General features: G+C 66.9%; 14 protein-coding genes and 1 tRNA gene. 7 read left to right on the forward strand and 8 right to left on the reverse strand.

The window, feature by feature from the left end; genetic code table 11:
• Positions 1–194: 194 nt before the first annotated feature.
• From lpdA to aceE, 3 genes are all read right to left on the reverse strand, one after another.
• Positions 195–1,967 carry a dihydrolipoyl dehydrogenase gene (lpdA, locus tag KR541_RS11020; protein WP_124557689.1) on the reverse strand — a complete coding sequence of 591 codons (1,773 nt, stop codon included), beginning with the start codon at positions 1,965–1,967 and terminating at the stop codon, positions 195–197.
• Positions 1,968–2,250: 283 nt separating this feature from the next.
• A complete protein-coding gene (gene aceF, locus KR541_RS11025) occupies positions 2,251–3,903 on the reverse strand; it encodes a dihydrolipoyllysine-residue acetyltransferase (RefSeq protein WP_050013011.1) in 1,653 nt (550 codons plus the stop codon).
• A gap of 68 nt (positions 3,904–3,971) precedes the next feature.
• Positions 3,972–6,668, reverse strand: coding sequence for a pyruvate dehydrogenase (acetyl-transferring), homodimeric type (gene aceE / locus KR541_RS11030; RefSeq protein ID WP_050013012.1), 2,697 nt, complete (start codon positions 6,666–6,668; stop codon positions 3,972–3,974).
• Positions 6,669–6,941: 273 nt separating this feature from the next.
• On the opposite strand from aceE, the gene fixL reads away from it, so the two are divergent.
• The 4 genes from fixL to KR541_RS11050 all read left to right on the forward strand — a co-directional run bounded on the left by fixL (position 6,942) and on the right by KR541_RS11050 (position 13,565).
• Positions 6,942–9,458, forward strand: coding sequence for an oxygen sensor histidine kinase FixL (gene fixL / locus KR541_RS11035; RefSeq protein WP_050013013.1), 2,517 nt, complete (start codon positions 6,942–6,944; stop codon positions 9,456–9,458).
• Positions 9,455–10,093: an oxygen response regulator transcription factor FixJ gene (fixJ, locus tag KR541_RS11040; protein ID WP_006493245.1), complete on the forward strand. Its 639-nt coding sequence runs from the start codon at positions 9,455–9,457 to the stop codon at positions 10,091–10,093. The genes fixL and fixJ overlap by 4 nt, the downstream gene beginning before the upstream one ends.
• 251 nt (positions 10,094–10,344) lie before the next feature.
• Positions 10,345–11,205, forward strand: a complete 861-nt coding sequence (gene folD / locus KR541_RS11045) for a bifunctional methylenetetrahydrofolate dehydrogenase/methenyltetrahydrofolate cyclohydrolase FolD (RefSeq protein ID WP_050013014.1) — start codon at positions 10,345–10,347, stop codon at positions 11,203–11,205.
• A 272-nt stretch (positions 11,206–11,477) separates the two neighbouring features.
• Positions 11,478–13,565 (forward strand): M3 family metallopeptidase, encoded by a 2,088-nt coding sequence (locus tag KR541_RS11050; RefSeq protein ID WP_050013015.1) that lies wholly within the window; start codon positions 11,478–11,480, stop codon positions 13,563–13,565.
• A 65-nt stretch (positions 13,566–13,630) separates the two neighbouring features.
• Here the strand turns inward: KR541_RS11050 and dinB are convergent, their stop codons facing one another.
• Positions 13,631–14,806: a DNA polymerase IV gene (gene dinB / locus KR541_RS11055; protein WP_050013016.1), complete on the reverse strand. Its 1,176-nt coding sequence runs from the start codon at positions 14,804–14,806 to the stop codon at positions 13,631–13,633.
• Positions 14,807–14,971: 165 nt separating this feature from the next.
• Here dinB and KR541_RS11060 point away from each other — a divergent pair, with 165 nt between their 5' ends.
• Positions 14,972–15,664 (forward strand): aspartate/glutamate racemase family protein, encoded by a 693-nt coding sequence (locus tag KR541_RS11060; protein WP_050013017.1) that lies wholly within the window; start codon positions 14,972–14,974, stop codon positions 15,662–15,664.
• Positions 15,665–15,959: 295 nt separating this feature from the next.
• On the forward strand, positions 15,960–16,763 hold the full coding sequence (locus tag KR541_RS11065) for a DUF3472 domain-containing protein (protein WP_216089536.1): 804 nt from the start codon (positions 15,960–15,962) through the stop codon (positions 16,761–16,763).
• Between the two features lie 99 nt (positions 16,764–16,862).
• Here the strand turns inward: KR541_RS11065 and KR541_RS11070 are convergent.
• Positions 16,863–16,939 (reverse strand) — tRNA-Met (locus tag KR541_RS11070).
• 182 nt (positions 16,940–17,121) lie between these two features.
• On the opposite strand from KR541_RS11070, the gene xth reads away from it, so the two are divergent.
• On the forward strand, positions 17,122–17,898 hold the full coding sequence (xth, locus tag KR541_RS11075) for an exodeoxyribonuclease III (protein ID WP_050013019.1): 777 nt from the start codon (positions 17,122–17,124) through the stop codon (positions 17,896–17,898).
• A 52-nt stretch (positions 17,899–17,950) separates the two neighbouring features.
• Here the strand turns inward: xth and KR541_RS11080 are convergent, their stop codons facing one another.
• The 3 genes from KR541_RS11080 to glnL all read right to left on the reverse strand — a co-directional run bounded on the left by KR541_RS11080 (position 17,951) and on the right by glnL (position 22,846).
• Positions 17,951–20,059, reverse strand: coding sequence for a prolyl oligopeptidase family serine peptidase (locus KR541_RS11080; protein WP_050013020.1), 2,109 nt, complete (start codon positions 20,057–20,059; stop codon positions 17,951–17,953).
• A gap of 92 nt (positions 20,060–20,151) precedes the next feature.
• Complete coding sequence (gene ntrC / locus KR541_RS11085) at positions 20,152–21,666, reverse strand: nitrogen regulation protein NR(I) (RefSeq protein WP_050013021.1); 1,515 nt, start codon at positions 21,664–21,666, stop codon at positions 20,152–20,154.
• A gap of 37 nt (positions 21,667–21,703) precedes the next feature.
• Positions 21,704–22,846: a nitrogen regulation protein NR(II) gene (gene glnL, locus KR541_RS11090; RefSeq protein ID WP_006478366.1), complete on the reverse strand. Its 1,143-nt coding sequence runs from the start codon at positions 22,844–22,846 to the stop codon at positions 21,704–21,706.
• Positions 22,847–22,917: the final 71 nt, after the last annotated feature.

The following is a 22,917-nucleotide window of genomic DNA, read 5'->3' on the forward strand; positions in this document are numbered from 1 at the left end:
CCCCTGCTCCTGAAAGAGCCGCGCCCAGCGCGGCTTTTTCGTTTCTGGCGCCGGAATGTGCCGGGCGGGCGGCCAACTGCCCGCCACCATCGAGCCTGTCGCGCGCCACGCAAAACAAAACGCCGCCGTCCGGTTGCCCGGGCGGCGGCGTTTTCGTGGCCGGCGCGTGGCCGGCCATGCCGGTCGCGTTACTGTTACTTCTTGCGTTGCGGCGGCAGGTCCGTACAGACGCCTTCGTACAGCTCGGCGGCCATGCCGACCGATTCGCCGAGCGTCGGGTGCGGGTGGATCGTCTTGCCGATGTCTTCCGCGTCCGCGCCCATCTCGACCGCGAGGCACACTTCGCTGATCAGGTCGCCCGCGTTCAGGCCGACGATCGCACCGCCGATCACGCGATGGGTTTCCTCGTCGAAGATCAGCTTCGTGAAGCCTTCGTCGCGACCGTTCGCGATTGCGCGGCCCGAAGCGGCCCACGGGAACACGGCCTTGCCGTACTTGATGCCTTCGGCCTTGCACTGGTCCTCGGTCTTGCCGGCCCACGCCACTTCCGGATCGGTGTAGGCCACCGACGGGATCTGCAGTGCGTCGAAGTACGCCTTTTCGCCGTGCGCGGCTTCCGCGGCGACGTGGCCTTCATGCACGGCCTTGTGCGCGAGCATCGGCTGGCCGACGATATCGCCGATCGCGAAGATGTGCGGGACGTTCGTGCGCATCTGCTTGTCGACGTCGATGAAGCCGCGATCCGTGACCGCGACGCCGGCCTTGTCGGCACCGATCTTCTTGCCGTTCGGGCTGCGGCCCACCGCGACGAGCACGAGGTCGTAGCGCTGCGCTTCCGCCGGCGCCTTTTCGCCCTCGAACTTCACGTAGATGCCGTCTTCCTTCGCTTCCGCGCCGACCGTCTTGGTCTTCAGCATCACGTTGCCGAAGCGCTTCGCGTTGTACTTTTCCCAGACCTTCACGAGATCGCGGTCGGCGCCCATCATCAGGCCGTCCATCATTTCGACGACGTCGATCTCGGCGCCGAGCGTCGAGTAGACCGTCGCCATTTCGAGGCCGATGATGCCGCCGCCGATCACGAGCATGCGCTTGGGCAGCTGGCGCAGTTCGAGCGCGCCCGTCGAATCGACGACGCGCGGGTCTTCCGGCATGAACGGCAGCTTCACGGCCTGCGAGCCCGCGGCGATGATCGCCTGCTTGAACTTGACGACCTTCTTGCCGTTTTCGCCCTGCACTTCCATGTGGAACGGATCGACGAACGCGCCGACGCCGGTGACCACTTCGACCTTGCGCGCCTTCGCCATGCCGGCGAGGCCGGTCGTCAGTTTCTTGACGACGCCGCCCTTGAAGTCGCGCAGCTTGTCGAGATCGACTTGCGGCTTGCCGAACGTGATGCCGTGCGACGCGAGCGCCGCGGCTTCCTCGACGACGAGCGACGTATGCAGCAGCGCCTTCGACGGGATGCAGCCGACGTTCAGGCAGACGCCGCCGAGCGTCGAATAGCGTTCGACGAGTACGGTCTTCATGCCGAGGTCGGCGGCGCGGAATGCGGCCGAGTAGCCGCCGGGGCCGGCGCCGAGCACGAGCATGTCGCACTCGATGTCGGCGGCGCCGCTGTAGCTGCCGGCTTGCGGCGCGGGCGCGGGTGCCGGCGCGGCTGCGGCCGGAGCCGGTGCGGCGGCTGCGGGCTTCGGCGCTTCGGGCGCTTTCGCGGGAGCGGCTGCGCCTGCCGACGCTTCGACGATGGCGATGACGGTGCCCTGCGAGACTTTCTCGCCGGCTTTGACCTTGACTTCCTTGACGGTGCCGGCGACGTCGCTGGGCACTTCCATGGAGGCTTTATCGGATTCGAGCGTGATGAGCGTTTGCTCTTTTTCGATCACGTCGCCGGGTTTGACGTTGACTTCGATGACATCGACGCCGCTGAAATCGCCGATATCCGGAACCTTGACTTCGATGAGACTCATGACTGTCCCCTTCTTGAATAGCTGCAGAGAGAGAGGGAGGGACCGGCGGAAAGACGGAACCTGACGACATGCGGCCTGACAAGAGCACGCGACGTTGGGCAGGACCACCTTTGCCGTCCGCCCAAGGACGCGCCTTTCTTTTGGTCACTTTTCTTTGGAAGACAAAGAAAAGTGACCGCCGCCCCGCGCAGGGGCGACGCTAGCAGACCGTTGGCAAAACAGGTTAACGACAAGAGCGTGGAGAACAGACACGAAACCACGCCCCCGCGAGCCCCTCATCTCATCAAAGAATGATGCGACGGAAATCCCCGAGCAACGCGCCGAGATACGCATTGAACCGCGCGGCTTCGGCGCCATCGATGACACGATGGTCATACGACAGCGACAACGGCAGCATGAGCCGCGGCACGAACTGCTTGCCGTCCCACACCGGCTTCATCTGCCCGCGCGACAACCCGAGGATCGCCACTTCCGGCGCGTTGATGATCGGCGTGAAGTTTGTCCCGCCGATCCCGCCGAGCGACGAGATCGAGAAGCAGCCGCCCTGCATCTGGTCCGGCTTCAGCTTGCCTTCGCGCGCGGCCTTCGACAGGTCGCTCATTTCCTTCGCGATGTCGACGAGGCCCTTCTTGTCCGCATCGCGGATCACCGGCACGACGAGGCCGTTCGGCGTATCGGCCGCGAAACCGACGTGGAAGTACTGCTTGAACACGAGGTTGTCGCCGTCGAGGCTCGCGTTGAAGGTCGGGAATTTCTTCAGCGCGGCGACGACCGCCTTGATCACGAACGCGAGCATCGTGAACTTCACGCCCGCCTTTTCGTGTTCCTTGTTCAGCTGGACGCGCAGCGCTTCGAGCTCGGTGATGTCCGCTTCGTCGTTGTTCGTGACGTGCGGGATCATCACCCAGTTGCGATGCAGGTTCGCGCCCGAGATCTTCTTGATGCGCGACAGCGGCTTCGCCTCGAACGGGCCGAACTTCGAGAAGTCGACCTTCGGCCAGGGCAGCAGGTTCAGCTCGCCGCCGCCTGCCGGCGCGGCTGCCGCGGCCGGCGCCGCGCGCTGGCCCGTCATCACGCCCTTCACGAAGCCCGTCACGTCTTCCTTCGTAATGCGGCCCTTCGGCCCCGAGCCCTGCACGCGCGCGACTTCGACGCCGAGTTCGCGTGCGAACTTGCGGACCGACGGCGATGCGTGGCTCGCGCGATATTCGCCCGACGGCGCGGCGGCCGGAGCCGGAGCGGCGGCGGCCGGTGCCGGCGCAGCCTTCGCGGGTGCCGGTGCGGCGGCGGGCGCCGGGGCGGCCGCGGCCGGCGCCGGCGCGCTGGCCTGCGGTGCGGCTGCAGCCGGTGCGCCAGCGGCTTCGAGCAGCACGATCAGCGTGCCTTCCGACACCGAATCGCCCACCTTGACCAAGATGCCCTTCACGACGCCGGCGGCCGGGCTCGGCACGTCCATCGTCGCCTTGTCCGACTCGAGCGTGACGAGCGACTGTTCCTTCTCGACCGTGTCGCCGACCTTCACGCCGATCTCGATCACCGGGACATCCTTGTAGTCGCCGATGTCGGGCACCTTCACTTCGAGCGTGCCGCCGGACGCGGCCGGTGCGGCAGCGGGCGCGGCGGCGGCCGGTGCCGGCGCTGCTGCGGGAGCGGGAGCCGCGGCCGGCGCGGCCGCGCCATTCGCCTGCGCGCCTGCGCCGCCTTCGAGCAGGATGATCAACGAGCCTTCCGACACGGAATCGCCGACCTTGACCTTGATTTCCTTCACGACGCCGCCGACCGGGCTCGGCACATCCATCGTCGCCTTGTCGGACTCGAGCGTGACGAGCGACTGCTCGGGCTCGACCGTGTCGCCGACCTTCACGCCGATCTCGATGACCGGCACGTCCTTGTAATCGCCGATATCCGGCACCTTCACTTCGATCGCTTGACTCATCTGTTTCTGTCTCCATGGCCGCGCGCGCTCCTCGCGGGAGCGGCGCGCGGCATCACACGGCGTGTGCGTTAAACGGTCATCGGGTTGGGCTTGGACGGATCGAGGTTGTACTTGGCGATCGCGTCCGCGACCACCTTGCGCTCGATCGTGCCTTCGTCGGCCAGCGCGTTGAGCGCGGCGACGGTGACCCAGTGACGGTCGACTTCGAAGAAGTGACGCAGCTTCTCGCGGGTGTCCGAACGACCGAAGCCGTCGGTGCCCAGCACGACGAAGCGGCGATCGATCTGGCCGCGGATCTGGTCGACCAGCGCACGGACGTAGTCGGTCGAAGCGATGACCGGGCCCTGCGTGTCCTTCAGGCACTTCTGCACGTGCGACAGGCGACGCTCCTCGGTCGGATGGAGCAGGTTCCAGCGCTCGACCTGATGGCCTTCGCGCGCGAGTTCGGTGAAGCTCGGCACGCTCCACAGGTCGGCGGCGACGCCCCAGTCGTTCTTCAGCAGGTCGGCGGCGGCGATCACTTCGTTGAAGATCGTGCCCGCGCCGAGCAGCTGGACGCGCGGCGCCTTCTTGTCGGCGTCGGCCTTCCTGAACGCGTACATGCCCTTGATGATGTCGGCCGCCACGTGCTCGCCCTGCGGAATCGCCGGGTGCTCGTAGTTCTCGTTCATCACCGTGATGTAGTAGTACACGTCTTCCTGGTCCTGCACCATGCGGCGCAGGCCGTCCTGGACGATCACCGCGAGTTCATAACCGAACGTCGGGTCGTAGCTCACGCAGTTCGGCACCGATGCCGCCCACAGCAGCGAGTGGCCGTCTTCGTGCTGCAGGCCTTCGCCGTTCAGCGTCGTACGGCCCGCGGTGCCGCCCAGCAGGAAGCCGCGCGAACGCATGTCGCCCGCGGCCCACGCGAGGTCGCCGATGCGCTGGAAGCCGAACATCGAATAGAAGATGTAGAACGGCACCATGATCTCGCCGTGCGTCGAATACGACGTCGCCGCCGCGATCCAGTCGCACATGCCGCCCGCTTCGTTGATGCCTTCCTGCAGGATCTGGCCGGTCTGCGATTCCTTGTAGAACATCAGCTGGTCGGAATCTTCCGGCACGTACTTCTGGCCTTCCTGGTTCCAGATGCCGATCTGGCGGAACAGGCCTTCCATGCCGAACGTACGCGATTCGTCCGGGACGATCGGCACGACGCGCTTGCCGAGCGCCTTGTCCTTCAGCAGGATGTTCAGGATCCGCACGAACGCCATCGTCGTCGAGATCTCGCGGCCTTCGCCCGTGCCCTTCAGGAGCGGCTCGAACGCGTCGAGCGCCGGCACCGGCAGCGACGTCGCCTTCTCGCGGCGGTGCGGCAGGTAGCCGCCGAGGTCCATGCGCTTCTGGCGCATGTATTCGAGTTCCTTCGAGCCTTCCTCGAACTTCAGATACGGCACGTCGGCGATCTGCTCGTCGGTGATCGGCAGGCGGAACTGGTCACGGAACTTCTTCAGTTGCTCGACCGGCAGCTTCTTCTGCTGGTGCGTGATGTTCATCGCCTGGCCCGACTCGCCCATCCCGTAGCCCTTGATGGTCTTCGCGAGGATGACGGTCGGCGCGCCCTTCGTGTTGGTCGCTTCGTGGAACGCCGCGTAGATCTTGTGCGGATCGTGACCGCCGCGGTTCAGCGCCCAGATGTCGTCGTCCGACCAGTCGGCGACGAGCGCCTTCAGTTCAGGCGTGTTGAAGAAGTGCTCGCGGACGTACGCGCCCGACTCCGACTTGTACGTCTGGTATTCGCCGTCGACGCATTCCATCATCCGGCGCATCAGCGCGCCCGACTTGTCGCGCGCGAACAGCGCATCCCAGCGGCTGCCCCAGATGACCTTGATCACGTTCCAGCCGGCGCCGCGGAATTCCGATTCGAGTTCCTGGATGATCTTGCCGTTGCCGCGCACCGGGCCGTCGAGACGCTGCAGGTTGCAGTTGATCACGAACACGAGGTTGTCGAGCTTCTCGCGGCTCGCCATGCCGATCGCGCCGAGCGATTCCGGCTCGTCCGTCTCGCCGTCGCCGAGGAACGCCCACACCTTGCGGCCTTCCGTCTTCGCGATGCCGCGCGATTCCAGGTACTTCATGAAGCGTGCCTGGTAGATCGCCATGATCGGGCCGAGACCCATCGACACGGTCGGGAACTGCCAGAAGTCCGGCATCAGCCACGGGTGCGGGTACGACGAAATGCCCTTGCCGTCCACTTCCTGACGGAAATTGTCGAGCTGCTCTTCCTTCAGGCGGCCGAGCAGGAACGCGCGCGAGTACACGCCCGGCGACGAGTGGCCCTGCACGAACACGAGATCGCCGCCATGCTGGTCGGACGCCGCGTGCCAGAAATGGTTGTAGCCGACGTCGTAGAGCGTCGCGGCCGACGCGAACGATGCGATGTGGCCGCCGACGTTCGTGTCCTTGCCCGCGCGCAGCACCATCGCCAGCGCGTTCCAGCGCGTGTACGAACGGATGCGGTGCTCGATGTCCTGGTCGCCCGGAATCTTCGCCTGTGCTTCGAGCGGAATCGTGTTGATGTACGGGGTATTGGCGGAGAACGGCAGGTGTTCGCCGTGCATGCGGGCGAATTCGATCTGCTTTTCGATCAGGTAATGCGCGCGGCCAGTGCCCACGGAGGAGATCACGCCATCGAGCGACTCCAGCCACTCGACGGTTTCTTGCGGGTCGTCGTCACGTTCGGCGGCGACATACTTCATCACTTCGTTCGGTACAGCGGACATTCTCGTCTCCTGGGTCCTGGAATGTGAGGATCGCTCTCGTGCAGACGACGCGGCGCGGCCGGCTGCGGGCAAGCTCCGACGGATTGTAATGAGCGTGGACGGGCCTGCGCAACAAAATTTTCGAATCGTGAGATCTTTTCTCATGATGCGAAATATTGCTGCGCTGCACCCATATTTCGGGGCTCCGCGGCCCGTCTCGTCGGAACAAAACCGTTTCCGTTCAACATATCCGGTATCGGTTTTCCATGTATTGCGCTGCGCTACAATCCTGCCATGTTGACCGATCGGCTTTTCGCACGCTCGGCGCGACCGCCGGGCCCGCCGGCGGAGTCGCAGCCGTCCCGTTGGCACCACGGACCGTGGTGGTCCAATTCCTATTTGCTGACGCCGCTGCTGTCGATCCTGGTGTTCCTCGTCGTGATGAGCCTCATCCTGTGGAGCCTCAACCGGCGCGAACAGCAGCAGCAGGAAGACACCCTGTTTCGCAACGTCGCGTGGGCCCAGCAGCAGATCCGCCTGTCGATGACGGGCGCGCAGGAACAACTGCAGGCGCTGTCGCGCGACCTCGCGTCCGGCCGCCTCGATCAGAACGCGTTCCAGATGGCGGTCGCGGACGTGATGCAGACGCATCCGGAAATCCTCTACCTGAACTGGTACACGGCGCCGGGCGTGCAGCGCTGGCCGGCCGTGCATCCACCGCTGCTCGGCCAACGGCTCGCGAAGCCCGGCGACGCGCAGATGCAGGACGCGGTGCGCGGCGCGTACGACGAGGCGCGCAGCACGCGCCGCCAGGCGTATTCGCCGCTGATCTACGACGAGTTCGGCAACGGCTTCATCACGTTGCAGACGCCGGTAATGCGCGGCGACCGCGAATATCTCGGCTCGCTCGCCGCGGTGTTCTCGGTCGAAGGGATCCTGAAGCACGACATTCCGCAGGAGCTGTCGTCGAAGTACAAGATCTCGATCACCGACTCGAACAACCGCGAGCTGTCGTCCACGTCGACGCGCCCGCGACTGCCGCGCGACTCGCACTACGATCTCCCGCTCGACCCGCCCGGCCAAGGGCTGACGGTGCGCGTGTACGCGTTCCCGCAGCTCACGAACCTGACCAACAACACGCTCGTGTGGCTCGTCGCCGGGCTGTCGTGCTTCGTGCTATGGAGCCTCTGGAGCCTGTGGAAGCACACGCGCCAGCGCTTCGAGGCGCAGCAGGCGCTGTACGCTGAGGCGTTCTTCCGCCGCGCGATGGAAAACTCGGTGCTGATCGGCATGCGCGTGCTCGACATGCACGGCCGCATCACGCACGTGAACCCCGCGTTCTGCCGGATGACGGGCTGGGACGAGACCGATCTCGTCGGCAAGGTCGCGCCGTTCCCGTATTGGCCGCGCGACGCGTACCCGGAAATGCAGCGCCAGCTCGACATGACGCTGCGCGGCAAGGCGCCGAGTTCGGGCTTCGAGCTGCGCGTGCGGCGCAAGAACGGCACGCTGTTCCATGCGCGCCTGTACGTGTCGCCGCTGATCGACAGTTCGGGCCGCCAGACCGGCTGGATGTCGTCGATGACCGACATCACCGAGCCGAAGCGCGCGCGCGAAGAGCTCGCGGCCGCGCACGAACGCTTCACGACGGTGCTCGAAAGCCTCGACGCCGCGGTGTCGGTGCTCGCCGCCGACGAAGCCGAGCTGCTGTTCGCGAACCGCTACTACCGCCACCTGTTCGGCATCCGTCCGGACGGCCATCTGGAGCTGTCGGGCGGCGGCTTCGACCGCGCGCAGGCGTCGTCCGACTCGATCGACATGGTCGACGCGTTCGCGGGCCTGCCGGCCGCCGCGCTGACAAGCAGCACGGCGGACGCGCAGGAGGTGTACGTCGAGAGCATCCAGAAGTGGTTCGAGGTGCGCCGCCAGTACATCCAGTGGGTGGACGGCCACCTCGCGCAGATGCAGATCGCGACCGACATCACGACCCGCAAGAAGGCGCAGGAACTCGCGCACCAGCAGGAAGAAAAGCTGCAGTTCACGAGCCGATTGATGACGATGGGCGAAATGGCGTCGTCGATTGCTCACGAATTGAATCAGCCGCTCGCCGCGATCAACAACTACTGTTCGGGCACGCTCGCGCTCGTCAAGAGCGGCCGCGGCACGCCCGAGACGCTGCAGCCGGCGCTGGAGAAGACCGCGCAGCAGGCGCTGCGCGCGGGGATGATCGTCAAGCGGATCCGCGAATTCGTGAAGCGCAGCGAGCCGAAGCGCCAGCCGGCGCGGGTCGCGGACATCGTCGCCGACGCGGTCGGGCTCGCCGAAATCGAGGCCAGGAAGCGCAGAATCCGGATCGTCACGGAAATCCTCGCAAGAATGCCTATTATTTATGTCGACCCCGTGTTGATCGAGCAGGTGCTCGTGAACCTGATGAAGAACGCAGCCGAGGCGATGGCCGACGTGAAACCGGCGTCGGTGGACGGCGTGATCCGCGTCGTCGCCGACATCGATGCGGGCTTCGTCGACATCCGTGTGATCGACCAGGGCCCGGGCGTCGACGAAGCGACCGCCGAGCGCCTGTTCGAACCGTTTTACAGCACCAAGTCCGATGGCATGGGCATGGGGCTGAACATCTGCCGTTCGATCATCGAATCGCATCGGGGGCGTCTGTGGGTGGTCAACAACGTCGAGCCGGACGGCCGCATTTCCGGCGCGACGTTCCACTGCAGCCTGCCCATTGGGGAACCCGCTGATCTCGGCCAAGGGGGGCGCGAGGCATCGGCATCACATACCGTTACGGGAGAACTATGAATAGCCCTGTCACCACCACTCAGGAAACCGTCTTTGTCGTCGACGACGACGAGGCCGTACGGGACTCGCTGCGCTGGCTGCTGGAGGCGAACGGCTATCGCGTGCAATGCTTCTCGAGCGCCGAGCAGTTCCTCGATGCGTACCAGCCGGCGCAGCAGGCCGGCCAGATCGCGTGCCTGATCCTCGACGTGCGGATGTCGGGCATGAGCGGCCTCGAATTGCAGGAACGCCTGATCGCCGACAATGCCGCGCTGCCGATCATCTTCGTCACCGGCCACGGCGACGTGCCGATGGCCGTGTCGACGATGAAAAAGGGTGCGATGGACTTTATCGAGAAACCGTTCGACGAAGCCGAGCTGCGCAAGCTCGTCGAGCGGATGCTCGACAAGGCCCGAAGCGAAAGCAAGAGCGTCCAGGAGCAGCGCGCCGCGAGCGAACGCCTGTCGAAGCTGACCGCGCGCGAGCAGCAGGTGCTCGAACGGATCATCGCGGGCCGCCTGAACAAGCAGATCGCCGACGATCTCGGCATCAGCATCAAGACGGTCGAGGCGCACCGCGCGAACATCATGGAAAAGCTCAACGTCAACACGGTGGCCGACCTGCTGCGCCTCGCGCTGTCGAAGAAACAGGCCTGAGCGGGTGCTCCGGCCGCGGCGGCACGGCCCGCCCCGGCTGCCCGGCCCGCAACCGGCGTTTGCCGCCCCGCGCGATGCGGCCCACTCGCGCGGCGGCGGCCGTTCCTCCCGGCGCACGCGCGCCGCGGCCATGACGCTTCCCGTTGATTCGCTGTCGGACGGCAGCAGGCGAACGGTATAATTACGTGCTTTGCTACGGCGCTTCGGGCGCCGTACGCCCGCATTCCAACTTCCCGGCAGGACCCACCACCATGACAGCCCTCCTCATCGACGGCAACGCCCTTTCGAAGACCTTGCGCGCCCAGGCCGCCGAACGCGCCGCCGCGCTGACCGCGCGCGGCCACCAGCCCGGTCTCGCGGTGATCCTCGTCGGCGCGAACCCGGCGAGCGAAGTCTACGTGCGCAACAAGATCAAGGCGTGCGAGGACAACGGTTTCTTCTCGCTGAAGGATGCGTACCCGGCCACGCTGTCGGAAGCCGACCTGCTCGCGCGCATCGACGCGCTGAACCGCGACCCGAAGATCCACGGCATCCTCGTCCAGCTGCCGCTGCCCGCGCATATCGACAGCCACAAGGTGATCGAGGCGATCGCGCCGGAAAAGGACGTCGACGGCTTTCACGTCGCGAACGCGGGCGCGCTGATGACCGGCAAGCCGCTGTTCCGCCCGTGCACGCCGTACGGCGTGATGAAGATGTTCGAAGCGCACGGCATCGCGCTGCAAGGCGCGAACGCGGTCGTGATCGGCCGCTCGAACATCGTCGGCAAGCCGATGGCGATGATGCTGCTCGACGCCGGCGCGACCGTGACGATCTGCCACAGCAAGACGCGCGACCTCGCCGCACATACGCGCCAGGCCGACATCGTGGTCGCCGCGGTCGGCAAGCGCAACATCCTGACCGCCGACATGGTGAAGCCGGGCGCGACGGTGATCGACGTCGGCATGAACCGCGACGACGCGGGCAAGCTGTGCGGCGACGTCGATTTCGCGGGCGTGAAGGAAGTCGCCGGCTACATCACGCCGGTGCCGGGCGGCGTCGGCCCGATGACGATCACGATGCTGCTGATCAACACGATCGAATCCGCCGAACGCGCGGCGGCCTCCGCAGCCTGACACTGCCTTTGCCCGGCCGGCGCGCGGTTCAGCGCGCCGGCGCCTCGCCAGCCGCCATCGCGCGGCTGCACCTCGCCGGCCGCATCTCGCCGGCCGCACCTCTCCGGCCGCACCTCGCCGGCCGCCCGCATCCGACCCTGCGTCAATCGCGTCATTAGAAACTAACGATTGGAAAGCGCACGATGCGCCCCAATAATGTCGGTATCGGGCGCCGCTTCGTCGCGCCTCACCCTTTTCACCCCGGTTCATCCGGCAACAGACAGGGAGTCTTAATGTCCGCCAGCGCCAACACCAATCCGCTCCTCGACTTCTCCGGCCTGCCCCGTTTCGGCGAGATCCGCCCGGAACACGTGACGCCCGCGCTCGATACGCTGCTCGATGCCGCCAGCCGCGCGGTCGAAACGGCGAGCGCGAGCGACACGCCGTCGACCTGGGCCGCCGTCGTCGAGACGGTCGAGCGAGCCACGGAGCCGCTCGGCCGCGCATGGGGCATCGTCGGCCACCTGAATGCGGTCGCCGACACGCCCGAACTGCGGGCTGCCTACGGTGAAAACCTGCCGCGCGTGACCGAGTTCTGGTCGAGCGTCGGCCAGAATCTCGCGCTGTACGAAAAGTACAAGGCGATCGCCGCGAGCGCCGAATACGCGACGCTGTCCGCCGAGCGCAAGAAGATCCTCGACAATGCGCTGCGCGACTTCCGCCTGTCGGGCGCCGAGCTGCCCGAGGACCAGAAGCCGCGCTTCGCGGAATTGCAGGAACAGCAGGCCGCGCTGTCGAAGGCGTTCTCCGATCACGTGCTCGACGCGACCAATGCGTACGCGTACTTCGCGAAGGACGAAGCCGAGCTGGCCGGCCTGCCCGGCGACGCGATCGAGGCCGCCCGCGAAGCCGCGCAGAAGGACGGCAAGGAAGGCTGGAAATTCACGCTGCATTTCCCGTCGTACTTCCCGGTGCTGCAGTACGCGGACAACCGCGCGCTGCGCGAGACGCTCTACCGCGCGTATGCGACGCGCGCGTCGGAGCTCGGGCCGCAGTATGGCGACGGCAAGGCCGAATGGGACAACACGGCGATCGTCGCCGACGCGCTGAAGCTGCGCCGCGAAGAGGCGCAGATGCTCGGCTACCGCAACTTCGCCGAAGTGTCGCTCGCGCCGAAAATGGCCGAATCGCCGCAGCAGGTGATCGCGTTCCTCGAGGATCTCGCGACGCGCGCCCGCCCGCACGCGGACAAGGACTGGGACGAACTGCGCACGTTCGCCGCGAATGCGCTCGGCCTGACCGAACTCGCGCCGTGGGACGTCGCGTACGCGGCCGAAAAGCTTCGCCAGCAGCGCTATGCGTTCTCGGAAAACGAGGTCAAGCAGTACTTCCCGGAGCCGGCCGCGCTGAAGGGCCTCTTCACCGTCACCGAAACGCTGTTCGGCGTGAAGATCAAGCCGGACGACGCGCCGGTATGGCACAAGGACGTGCGCTTCTTCCGCGTCGAGAACCGCGACGGCTCGCTCGTCGCGCAGTTCTATCTCGACCTGTACGCGCGCGAAGGCAAGCGCGGCGGCGCGTGGATGGACGACGCCCGTTCGCGCGCGAAGCGCGGCAGCGACGTGCAGACGCCCGTCGCGTACCTGACCTGCAACTTCTCCGCGCCGGTCGGCGGCAAGCCCGCGTGCTTCACGCACGACGAGGTCATCACGCTGTTCCATGAATTCGGCCACGGGTTGCACCACATGCTCACGCGCGTCGACGAGCTCGGCGTGTCGGGCATCAACGGCGTCGAATGGGATGCGGTCGAACTGCCGTCGCAGTTCATGGAGAACTTCTGCTGGGAATGGGACGTGCTGTCGTCGATGTCGTCGCATGTCGATACGGGCGCCGCGCTGCCGCGCGCGCTGTTCGACAAGATGATCGCCGCGAAGAACTTCCAGAGCGGGCTCGGTACGCTGCGCCAGATCGTGTTCTCGATGTTCGACATGCTGCTGCACGTCGATTTCGACCCGGCCGGCGCCACCGGCGTGACCGCGTTCGCGCGCGAGATCAACGAGCGCTATCACGTGATCCCGCAGGCGGCGTTCTCGCGCTGGCCGAACACGTTCAGCCATATCTTCGCGGGCGGCTACGCGGCCGGCTACTACAGCTACAAGTGGGCCGAGGTGCTGTCGGCCGACGCGTACGCGGCGTTCGAGGAAGCGGCCGCCACCAGCGGCAGCGTGCTCGACGCGGCAACCGGCACGCGCTATCGCCGCGAAATCCTCGAGGTCGGCGGCAGCCGTCCGGCGATGGAGTCGTTCAAGGCGTTCCGCGGCCGCGAACCGCAGATCGACGCACTGCTGCGCCACAACGGGATGGCCGCGTCCGCGCACTGAGCGCCGCCCGGCCCTTCCGGCTGTTCCGGCTGCATCGACAGGCACCGCTTCGGCGGTGCCTTTTTTCATGGCGCGGGCGTGTCGTCGCCCGCTTCGTCGTCGAACAGCAGGAATTGCCCGTGGCGCTCGGCCGTGTCCTCGTCGATACGCACGCCGACGCCGAGCAGCCGCACCGGCTGCGCGCGCCGCAACAACCCCTTCGCGAGCAGCGTGACGGCCGTCTCGGCATTCGTCGCGTCGGCCACGCACTCGACCGTCGTACGCTGGAAATCGGCGAAGCGGATCTTCACGTACAGCTTGCGGATCGACCGCGCGGCGCCGGCGCGCTCGATCCGCGCGTCGAGTTGCACGACGAGGCGTCGGATTTCGTCCGCGCATTGCTCGAGCGTCGTCAGGTCGGTCACGTAGGTCGTCTCGACGCTGACCGACTTGCGCTCCTGGTCGGCCTGCACGAGCCGCTCGTCGATCCCGCGCGACAGTTCGTACAGCCGCCGCCCGAACGCGCCGAACTCGCGGTGCAGGTCGATCAGCGGCCAGTCGCGCAGCTGCGCGCAGGTCTGGATGCCGAGCCGGTCGAGCCGCGTGGCCGTCACCTTGCCGACCCCGTGCAGCTTGCGCACCGGCAGCGCCGCGACGAACGCGTCGATCTCGTGCGGCCGCACGACGAACAGCCCGTCGGGCTTGTTCCAGTCGGACGCGATCTTCGCGATGAACTTGTTCGGTGCGACGCCCGCCGACACGGTCACGCCGACCGTATCGCGCACCCGCTCGCGGATCTCGCGCGCGATCAGCGTCGCGCTGCCCTGGCAACGCTCCGACCCGCTGACATCGAGGTACGCCTCGTCGAGCGACAGCGGCTCGACGTCCGGCGTGTAGTCGCGATAGATCGCCATGATCTGCCGCGACGCCGCGCGATACTTGTCCATCGCGGACGGCAGGATCAGCAGGTCCGGGCACTTGCGCATCGCCAGCGCCGACGACATCGCCGAATGCACGCCGTAGCGCCGCGCCTCGTAGTTGCAGGTCGCGATCACGCCGCGCTGGTCGGGCCGGCCGCCGACCGCGAGCGGCCGGTTGCGCAGCGACGGGTCGTCGCGCATCTCGACCGACGCGTAGAAGCAGTCGCAATCGCAGTGGATGATCTTGCGCATGCGCGGTGGCGCGTCGCCGGGCGGCGGCGCGGGCGGATCGGCAGGCGGGATGGTGGTCGGGCTCACGGTGCCGATACTGTACAAAAACACAGTGCCGGTTTCAACTGCCGCGTATGACCCGAGTCGGTCGCCCGCCGCCGGCCACCCACACCCGGCTGCGCCGTACTGGCCCGGTTTGCGCGGATCGTACCGGCCGGGCACGCGCAGCGGCGCCTATACTCGTCTGCCGCGATACACGAAACGCAGGGGTGTCAGATGAAGACGATCGGACTGATCGGCGGCATGAGCTGGGAATCGTCGGCCGAGTACTACCGGATGATCAACCGGCACTCGAAGGCATTGCACGGCGGCCATCACAACGCGAAGAGCGTGCTGGTCACGGTCGACTTCGCCGAGATCGAAGCGCTGCAGCGCACGCACGACTGGGCGGCGCTCGGCGAACGGATGGCCGACGCCGCGCGGCAGCTCGAAGCGGCCGGCGCCGATCTCGTCGTCCTGACGACCAATACGATGCATCGCGTGCACGAGGCGATCGAAGCCGCGGTGACGCTGCCGTTCCTGCACATCGCCGACCCGACCGGCAGCGCGCTGCGCGACGCGGGCGTCGAGCGCGTCGCCCTGCTCGGCACGCGCTACACGATGGAGCTGCCGTTCTATGCGGAGCGGTTGCGCGAGAAGTTCGGGCTCGACGTGCTGACGCCGGACGAACGCGGGCGCGACGACGTGCACCGGATCATCTACGACGAGCTGTGCCACGGTGTGATCTCGGCGGAATCGCGCGTGACGTACGTGTCGGTCATCGACGAACTGGCAAAACGCGGCGCGCAGGCCGTGATCCTCGGCTGCACGGAAATTACGCTGCTGATCGGCGCGGACGATTCGCCGCTGCCGGTATTCGATACGACCGCGCTGCATGCGAAGGCGGCCGTCGAATGGGCGGCGCGCTGAACGACGCACGCCGGCGCTGAACGACAATCGCCGCCTGAAGGTATCGCCGCATTGTTCCGTGCGGCAGGATTCAGTCTCCCGAGGCGCGCCTCGCCGCGCGCGCGACTCCGTGCTCTCGCCCGCCACACGGGCCCGGCGCGCACGGCCCGCGAATCACCCAACGCGGCTCGCGCGGGCGCGCCGACACGACTGGTTATTCATTGGTAATAAAGTGACCGCAAATTGGTACGCGAGCAGCGGCGCTCAATCGACCCTGCTCGTCGCAGTCTCTTTTCCACCAACAGGAAACAGGAAATTGAAAAAACTGAACACCGCATTCGGCGCGTTGCTCGCCGTATCGTTCACGCTCACCGCGCACGCCGACCCCAACATCACCGCATCGGCGGCCTCGACGCCCCGGGACGGCTTCGATCGCATGACGTGGGAGATCACGCCCGAGGTCGTGCCGACCCAGGTCAACGCGAGCTACTACTGGGCCAACCAGTTGTCGTCGCAACATGGCGGCCACGCGATCTACACCGGTATCCAGCCACGCACGCAAAACAGCAACGTGGTGATCTTCAGCGCGTTCGGCACCGGCACGACGCCGCTGTCGGCGAATTGCCGCGGCGGCGCCGACGGCGGCTCCGGCACCTCGTGCTCGATCGCCTACCCGTGGAAAACGGGCCACGCCTACCGGTTGCAGGTCACCGTGACGCAGGGTAATCGCAGCGACGGGCGCTCGACCGTCGACGGCTTCATCACTGACGTCGCCACCGGCGCGACGACGCCGACCGGCAGCATTGCCGTGCCGGCCGACTGGGGCGGCCTGTCGAGTTCGGCTTATCTGTTCGACGAGTACTTTCCGTTCAACGCCGCGTCGAGGGACCCGATGCAGCGGCCATGCGTGCCGTATGCGCGCTACATGACGTCGCTGCCGCATTTCTATCTGAAGGACGTCGACTACCCGACGACCGAACGGTCGATCCGGCTGAATACGGGCCAGGACAAGTGCGCGGCGCTGTCGGGCACGCCGAACGCGCGGGCCACGCTGGTCAACACGACCACCTATCTGCTCGAGAACGGCTTCTTGCCCGGGAGCCCGGGCGCACCGAAATAACGAAGACGGACGCGAAAAACAAAAAACCCGGCACGGAGCCGGGTTTTTCGTAGACGAAGTGCGCATCGGTCAATTGCGCGGCACATCGCCTGGTGTGCTTGGTTGCGGGGACAGGATTTGAACCTGTGACCTTCGGGTTATGAGCCCGACGAGCTGCCAGACTGCTCCACCCCGCGTCAGAGAAATAAATTATAGGGTGAGGAAGTACTCACGTCAATACTTTTGTCACAATTTCTGCTTCCGTTGCCCACGCGGCGATGCGTGACACATGCGCGAGCCCGCATGACGCACGCGTTCGCACCCCATGCTCGCGGTAAGATGGCGGCCTTCGCATTCACGCCGCACGCACCCCCCGTTCATGAAAATCGCCACCTGGAACGTCAATTCGCTCAACGTCCGCAAACAGCACGTGCTCGACTGGCTCGCGCAAAGCGGCGCCGACGTACTGTGCCTGCAGGAACTGAAGCTGCCGGACGAGAAATTCCCGCGCGCCGATCTCGAGGCGGCCGGCTACCGCAGTTGGTTCACCGGCCAGAAGACCTACAACGGCGTCGCGATCCTCGTGCGCGACACGCTCGCCGTCGACGAATCGGACGTCGTGCGCAACATCCCCGGCTTCGAGGATTCGCAGCAGCGCGTGATCGCCGCGACGGTCGACGGCGTGCGCATCGTGTCCGCGTATTTTCCGAACGGCCAGGCGCTCGACTCCGACAAGTTCGTCTACAAGATGCAGTGGCTCGACGCGCTGCAGGCGTGGCTGCGCACCGAGCTGCAGCGCTACCCGAAGCTCGCGCTGCTCGGCGACTACAACATCGCGCCGGAAGACCGCGACGTGCACGATCCCGCGAAATGGGAAGGCCAGAATCTCGTGTCGCCGCAGGAGCGCGCGCATTTCGCGCAGTTGATCGAACTCGGCTTCGTCGATGCGTTCCGTCGCTTCGAACAGCCCGAGAAAACCTTCACGTGGTGGGACTACCGGATGATGGCGTTCCGCCGCAACGCGGGGCTGCGCATCGATCACATCCTGCTGTCGCCGGCGCTCGCGGCGACCTGCGCGTCGTGCGAGGTCGATCGCGTGCCGCGCACGTGGGAACAGCCGTCCGACCACACGCCGGTCGTCGCGGTCGTCGGCTGATCGTTCAGGGCCTGTTCACGCCGATAACAGGCCCCAGGCCGCCCGCGCGCGATCAGCGCCGCGCGGGCGCCGGCCCGAGATGGGCCCACAGAAAGCCGAATTCGGCTGCGTCGGCTTCCGCGCGTTCGAGATCGTCGGCGCTGCCGTGGCCGCCGTCGGTGTTCTCCCAGTACCACACCCGTTCGTGACCGAGCGCCTGCATGCGTGCGGCCATCTTGCGCGCATGAGCGGGATGCACGCGGTCGTCGCGCGTCGACGTCGTCAGCAACAACGGCGGATATGCGACGCCTTCGCGCACGCGGTGATATGGCGAATACGCGGCCAGCGCCGCGCCTTCGCGCGGATCGTCCGGGTCGCCGTATTCGTCGAGCCATGCGGCGCCCGCGTGCAGCTTCGGATAGCGCTGCATGTCGAGCAGCGGCACGCGGCACAGCACTGCGCCGAACAGCTCCGGACGCTGCATCATGCACGCGGCGACCAGCAGCCCGCCGTTGCTGCCGCCCTCGATTCCGAGTTGCGCGGCGGTCGTCACGCCGGTCGCGGCCAAGTCCTCGGCGACCGCGATGAAATCGTCGAACGAACGCTGCCGATGTTCGCGCTGCGCGTCGACGTGCCAGCGCGGCCCGAATTCGCCGCCGCCGCGGATGTGCGCGAACGCCATCACGCCGCCGCGTTCGAGCCAGCCGATGCCGAACGCATCGCTGTAGCCCGGCAGGTTCGGAATCGCGAAGCCGCCGTAGCCTGACAGCAGGCACGGCCGCGCGACACGCGCCCTGCCTTCCGGTGCATCGAGGGCATCGCGCGGACCGATCAACGTGTACGGCACCACCGTGCCGTCGCGCGAACGCGCGCTCGCGCGGCGGACGACGAGCCCGGCCGCATCGAACTGCACCGGCGGCCGGTCGAGCAGCACGCGGCGCGACGGCGCATCGTCCGCGCGATCGGCAAGATCGGCCAGCCAGCATTCGGGCGGATCGAGATAGGTGTCGACGTCGACGTACACCTCGTCGTTCAGCGTCGACTCGACGGGTTCGACGTCGATCTGCGCGTCGCCCGGCCAGTCGAACGGCCGCGCGTCCCACGTCCATGACCCGTCTTCTGCTTGCTTCGGCTGCCACAGCATCGTGCGGTTGTGCACGTCGTCGAGCCAGCTCGCGATCAGCATCGTGCGCGTGTGCGTCCACGTACAGGCGGACGTCGTCGGGCGCGGCGCGAACAACGTCGTGAATTCGCGCGCACCGGCGAGGAACGCCTGCTCGCGGATCGCGAGCAGCGAGCCGCCCGCGTGGCGCACGCCGTTGCAGTCCCAGTCGAGGCGCGGCTCCAGCACGAGCCAGCCTTCCCAGAACCCGACCTCGACATGCGTCGGCACGTCGTAGCGCGCCCATTCGCCTGCGTCGGTCAGCCGGTACGCGTGCGCGTCGAAGAAGTCGACGCTGCGCCACGCGACGTGGCGGCGGTCGATCGGGTCGTACCATGCGCCGGCGCTGATGTCGTCCGGCTCGCCGCTGAACACGACGGGCGCAGCGGCGAGCGCGGTGCCGCGTACCCAGCGCCGCGCTTCATACGGATAACCGGCCGCGGTCGCATGCGCTTCGCCGCGATCCCAGCTCACGTACACGGTGTCCCGGTCGATCCAGCCGACCGTGTGATGGCCCGGCGCGTCGATCGTGAACCCGCCGTCGACGAACCGCCGCTCGACGAGATCGAATTCGCGCACGACGACCGCGTCGGCGCCGCCCGGCGACAGCGACAGCAGCACGCGATCGCCGTCCGGATACAGGATCGCGTCCTGCTCGAACACCCACGATTCGCCCTCTTCGGCGCCGAGCGCGTCGACGTCGAGCAGCGTTTCCCACGCCGGCTGGCCGGCCCGCCAGTCGGCCCAGCGCGTGCGGCGCCACAGTCCCTTTGGATGGAGATCGTCCTGCCACAGGTCGTATGCCCAGTCGCGCCAGCGGGTCGGAATCACCGGGCGTTCGCGCGGCAGATACGCTTTCGCGAGACGCGCGGTCAACGCACGATATTCATCGTCGTCGCGCAGCGCGGCGCGCGTGCGCGCATTCTGCTCGTCGACCCACGTGCGGGCGCGCTTGCTGTCGAGTGCTTCGAGGAAACGGAACGGGTCGGCCCCGGCGGGCCAGCGGAAGGAGTCGGACATGGAGGATCGGCGGGATGGCAAACGGCGTGCAAACCGCGATTATGTCCGATCGCGGCATGCGCGGGCCCGCGCATGCCGCGAATCGTGCTCGGTCAGGGCTCCAGATGGAGTTCCTGGATCTTGCGCGTGATCGTGTTGCGGCCGATGCCGAGCCGCTCCGCGGCTTCGACCTTGCGGCCGCGCGTGAAGTCGAGCGCCTCGCGGATCACGGCCGCCTCGAAGCGGCGTGCGAGTTCGTCCATCACGTCGGCCGAGTTCTCGCGCAACAGCCGCGCGACTTCAGTGCGCAGCCCGTGCTCCCACAGCGGGTAGCCGGTCGGCGCGCTGCCGTTCGCCGCGCTCGCGACCGGCGCGGCCGTCGGCGCTGCACCGATCGCGGCAGGCGCCGCCGTCGCGTGGCTGCTGCTACCGTGCACGTCCGCGCCGTCGCCCGTCGCGACGACCGGCGCACCGGCCGGCACGAGGTCGGGCGGCAGGTCCTTGATCTCGACCGTCTGCGCGGGCGCCATCACGGTCAGCCAGTTCGCGAGATTCTCGAGCTGCCGCACGTTGCCGGGAAACGGCAGCGACGTCAGGTACGCGAGCGCGTCGTCGGACACGCGCTTCGGCTCGACGCCGAGATCGCGCGCGCTCTTCTGCAGGAAGTGGCGCGTGAGCAGCGCGATGTCCTCGCTGCGTTCGCGCAGCGGCGGCAGACGCAGCCGGATCACGTTGAGCCGGTGGTAAAGGTCCTCGCGGAACAGCCCCTGCCGCACGCGCGACTCGAGATTCTGGTGCGTCGCCGCGATCACGCGTACGTTCGCGCGCAGCGGGTTGTGACCGCCTACGCGATAGAACTGCCCGTCCGACAACACGCGCAACAGGCGCGTCTGCAGGTCGAACGGCATGTCGCCGATTTCATCGAGGAACAGCGTGCCGTTCTCGGCCTGCTCGAAGCGGCCCTGCCGCGTCGTCTGCGCGCCGGTGAACGCGCCGCGCTCATGGCCGAACAGTTCGGATTCGAGCAGATCCTTCGGAATCGCCGCCGTGTTCAGCGCGATGAACGGCCCGTTCGCGCGCGGGCTGTGACGGTGCAGCGCCCGCGCGACGAGCTCCTTGCCGGTGCCCGACTCGCCGGTGATCAGCACGGTCGCGGCCGAATGCGACAGCCGCCCGATCGCGCGGAACATGTCCTGCATTGCGGGCGCCTGGCCGAGCATCTCGGGCGCCTCGGCCACGCGCTCGTCCTGCGGCGCGCCGCCGCGCAGGCTTTCTTCCACCGCGCGACGGATCAGCTCGACCGCCTTGTCGACGTCGAACGGCTTCGCGAGATATTCGAACGCGCCGCCCTGGAACGCGGCGACGGCGCTGTCGAGATCGGAGAACGCCGTCATGATGATGACGGGCAGGCCCGGCAGCCGCTCGTGCATCGCCTGCAGCAATTCGAGGCCCGAGCCGCCCGGCATCCGGATGTCGGACACGAGCACCTGCGGCGTCTCGTGGTCGAGCGCGGCCAGCGCGTCGCGCACGTTCGCGAAGCTCTTCGTCGCGAAGCTGTCCCGGGCGAGTGCCTTTTCAAGCACCCAGCGGATCGATTGGTCGTCGTCTACTATCCAGATCGGCTTCATAGGTCGGTCAGGTATGGGTGAATCGCAATGCCGCCGCTCAATGGTCGAGCGGCAGCAGAATCTGAAATTCGGTACGTCCGGGCCGGCTTTCGACCTCGATCATCCCGTCGTGCTGCTGGACAAACGTCTGCGCGAGCGTGAGGCCGAGGCCGCTGCCGTCGTCGCGTCCGGACACGAGCGGGTAGAAGATCCGGTCGCGGATCTCCTCCGGAATGCCGGGCCCGTTATCGACCACGTGCAAGTCCAGTGCCAGCTTGTACAGGCGCTTCGCGATCGTGATCTTGCGCGCGATGCGCGTGCGCAGCTCGATCTTCGCGTCGCCCTGCGCGATCCGTTCGCGCAGCGCCTGCGCGGCGTTACGCACGATGTTCAGCAGCGCCTGGATCAACTGCTCCTTGTCGCCGCGCAGGTCCGGCACGCTCACGTCGTAATCGCGCTCGATCGTGAGCCCGCGCGGGAATTCCGCGAGCATCACCGCGCGTACGCGTTCGCATACTTCATGGATGTTCACGTCGCCGACGATGTGCGGATGCCGGTGCGGCTCCAGTAACCGGTCGACGAGCGTCTGCAGGCGGTCGGACTCCTTGATGATCACCTGCGTGTATTCGCGCAATTCGCCGCGCTCGCGCTCGCCCAGTTCGAATTCGAGCAGCTGGGCTGCGCCGCGAATGCCGCCGAGCGGATTCTTGATCTCGTGCGCGAGATTGCGGATCAGTTGCTTGTTGACCGCGGTCAGGTCGTGGATGCGCTCTTCCCGATCGGTGCGCGACTGCCGTTCGTTCTCGAACAGTTCGACGAGCACGAAATCGGGCGCGCTCTCGAGGAAGCCGACGATCGCATGCACGTGCAGCGGTTCGCGGCCGGGCCGATCGAGCACGGTATCGAGGTGCGTCGCGTGAAAGCGTTCCTGGCCGATCGCGGTGATCGTCGACGCGAGCTCGTTCGCGTTCGGGAAAATCTCGCCCCACGGCCGCTGCGCGAGCTGCCGCCGCGAGATGTCGAGCATTGCCTCCGCGGACGGGTTCGCGAACGCGACCCGCAGCGTCTTGCGGTCGAGCACGATCACGACCGTCGGCAGCGCTTCGAGCCCCGCCAGCAGACCCGAGCGCGCGAGCCGCTCGTCGTCCGTCAGTCGTTCGGGCTGCCCCGTTTTCGCCTTGATCAGATTCTTCAGAACCATCTGCGTGCTTGTCGCGCCTCACCGGGCAGAAAATGAAAATCGGCGGAACAAAAAAGGGACGGCCGGACGCC

The sequence above is a fragment of the Burkholderia sola genome (genome assembly GCF_905400185.1).
GTDB lineage: Bacteria > Pseudomonadota > Gammaproteobacteria > Burkholderiales > Burkholderiaceae > Burkholderia > Burkholderia sola.

What these genes read in the sequence shown, in the direction of transcription:
- ntrC (WP_050013021.1), bottom strand. Translation starts at nt 21,666, where the DNA reads ATGAAGCCGATCTGGATAGTAGACGACGACCAATCGATCCGCTGGGTG.
- folD (WP_050013014.1), top strand. Translation starts at nt 10,345, where the DNA reads ATGACAGCCCTCCTCATCGACGGCAACGCCCTTTCGAAGACCTTGCGC.
- aceF (WP_050013011.1), bottom strand. Translation starts at nt 3,903, where the DNA reads ATGAGTCAAGCGATCGAAGTGAAGGTGCCGGATATCGGCGATTACAAG.
- KR541_RS11080 (WP_050013020.1), bottom strand. Translation starts at nt 20,059, where the DNA reads ATGTCCGACTCCTTCCGCTGGCCCGCCGGGGCCGACCCGTTCCGTTTC.
- glnL (WP_006478366.1), bottom strand. Translation starts at nt 22,846, where the DNA reads ATGGTTCTGAAGAATCTGATCAAGGCGAAAACGGGGCAGCCCGAACGA.
- fixJ (WP_006493245.1), top strand. Translation starts at nt 9,455, where the DNA reads ATGAATAGCCCTGTCACCACCACTCAGGAAACCGTCTTTGTCGTCGAC.
- KR541_RS11050 (WP_050013015.1), top strand. Translation starts at nt 11,478, where the DNA reads ATGTCCGCCAGCGCCAACACCAATCCGCTCCTCGACTTCTCCGGCCTG.
- lpdA (WP_124557689.1), bottom strand. Translation starts at nt 1,967, where the DNA reads ATGAGTCTCATCGAAGTCAAGGTTCCGGATATCGGCGATTTCAGCGGC.
- fixL (WP_050013013.1), top strand. Translation starts at nt 6,942, where the DNA reads ATGTTGACCGATCGGCTTTTCGCACGCTCGGCGCGACCGCCGGGCCCG.
- xth (WP_050013019.1), top strand. Translation starts at nt 17,122, where the DNA reads ATGAAAATCGCCACCTGGAACGTCAATTCGCTCAACGTCCGCAAACAG.
- KR541_RS11060 (WP_050013017.1), top strand. Translation starts at nt 14,972, where the DNA reads ATGAAGACGATCGGACTGATCGGCGGCATGAGCTGGGAATCGTCGGCC.
- aceE (WP_050013012.1), bottom strand. Translation starts at nt 6,668, where the DNA reads ATGTCCGCTGTACCGAACGAAGTGATGAAGTATGTCGCCGCCGAACGT.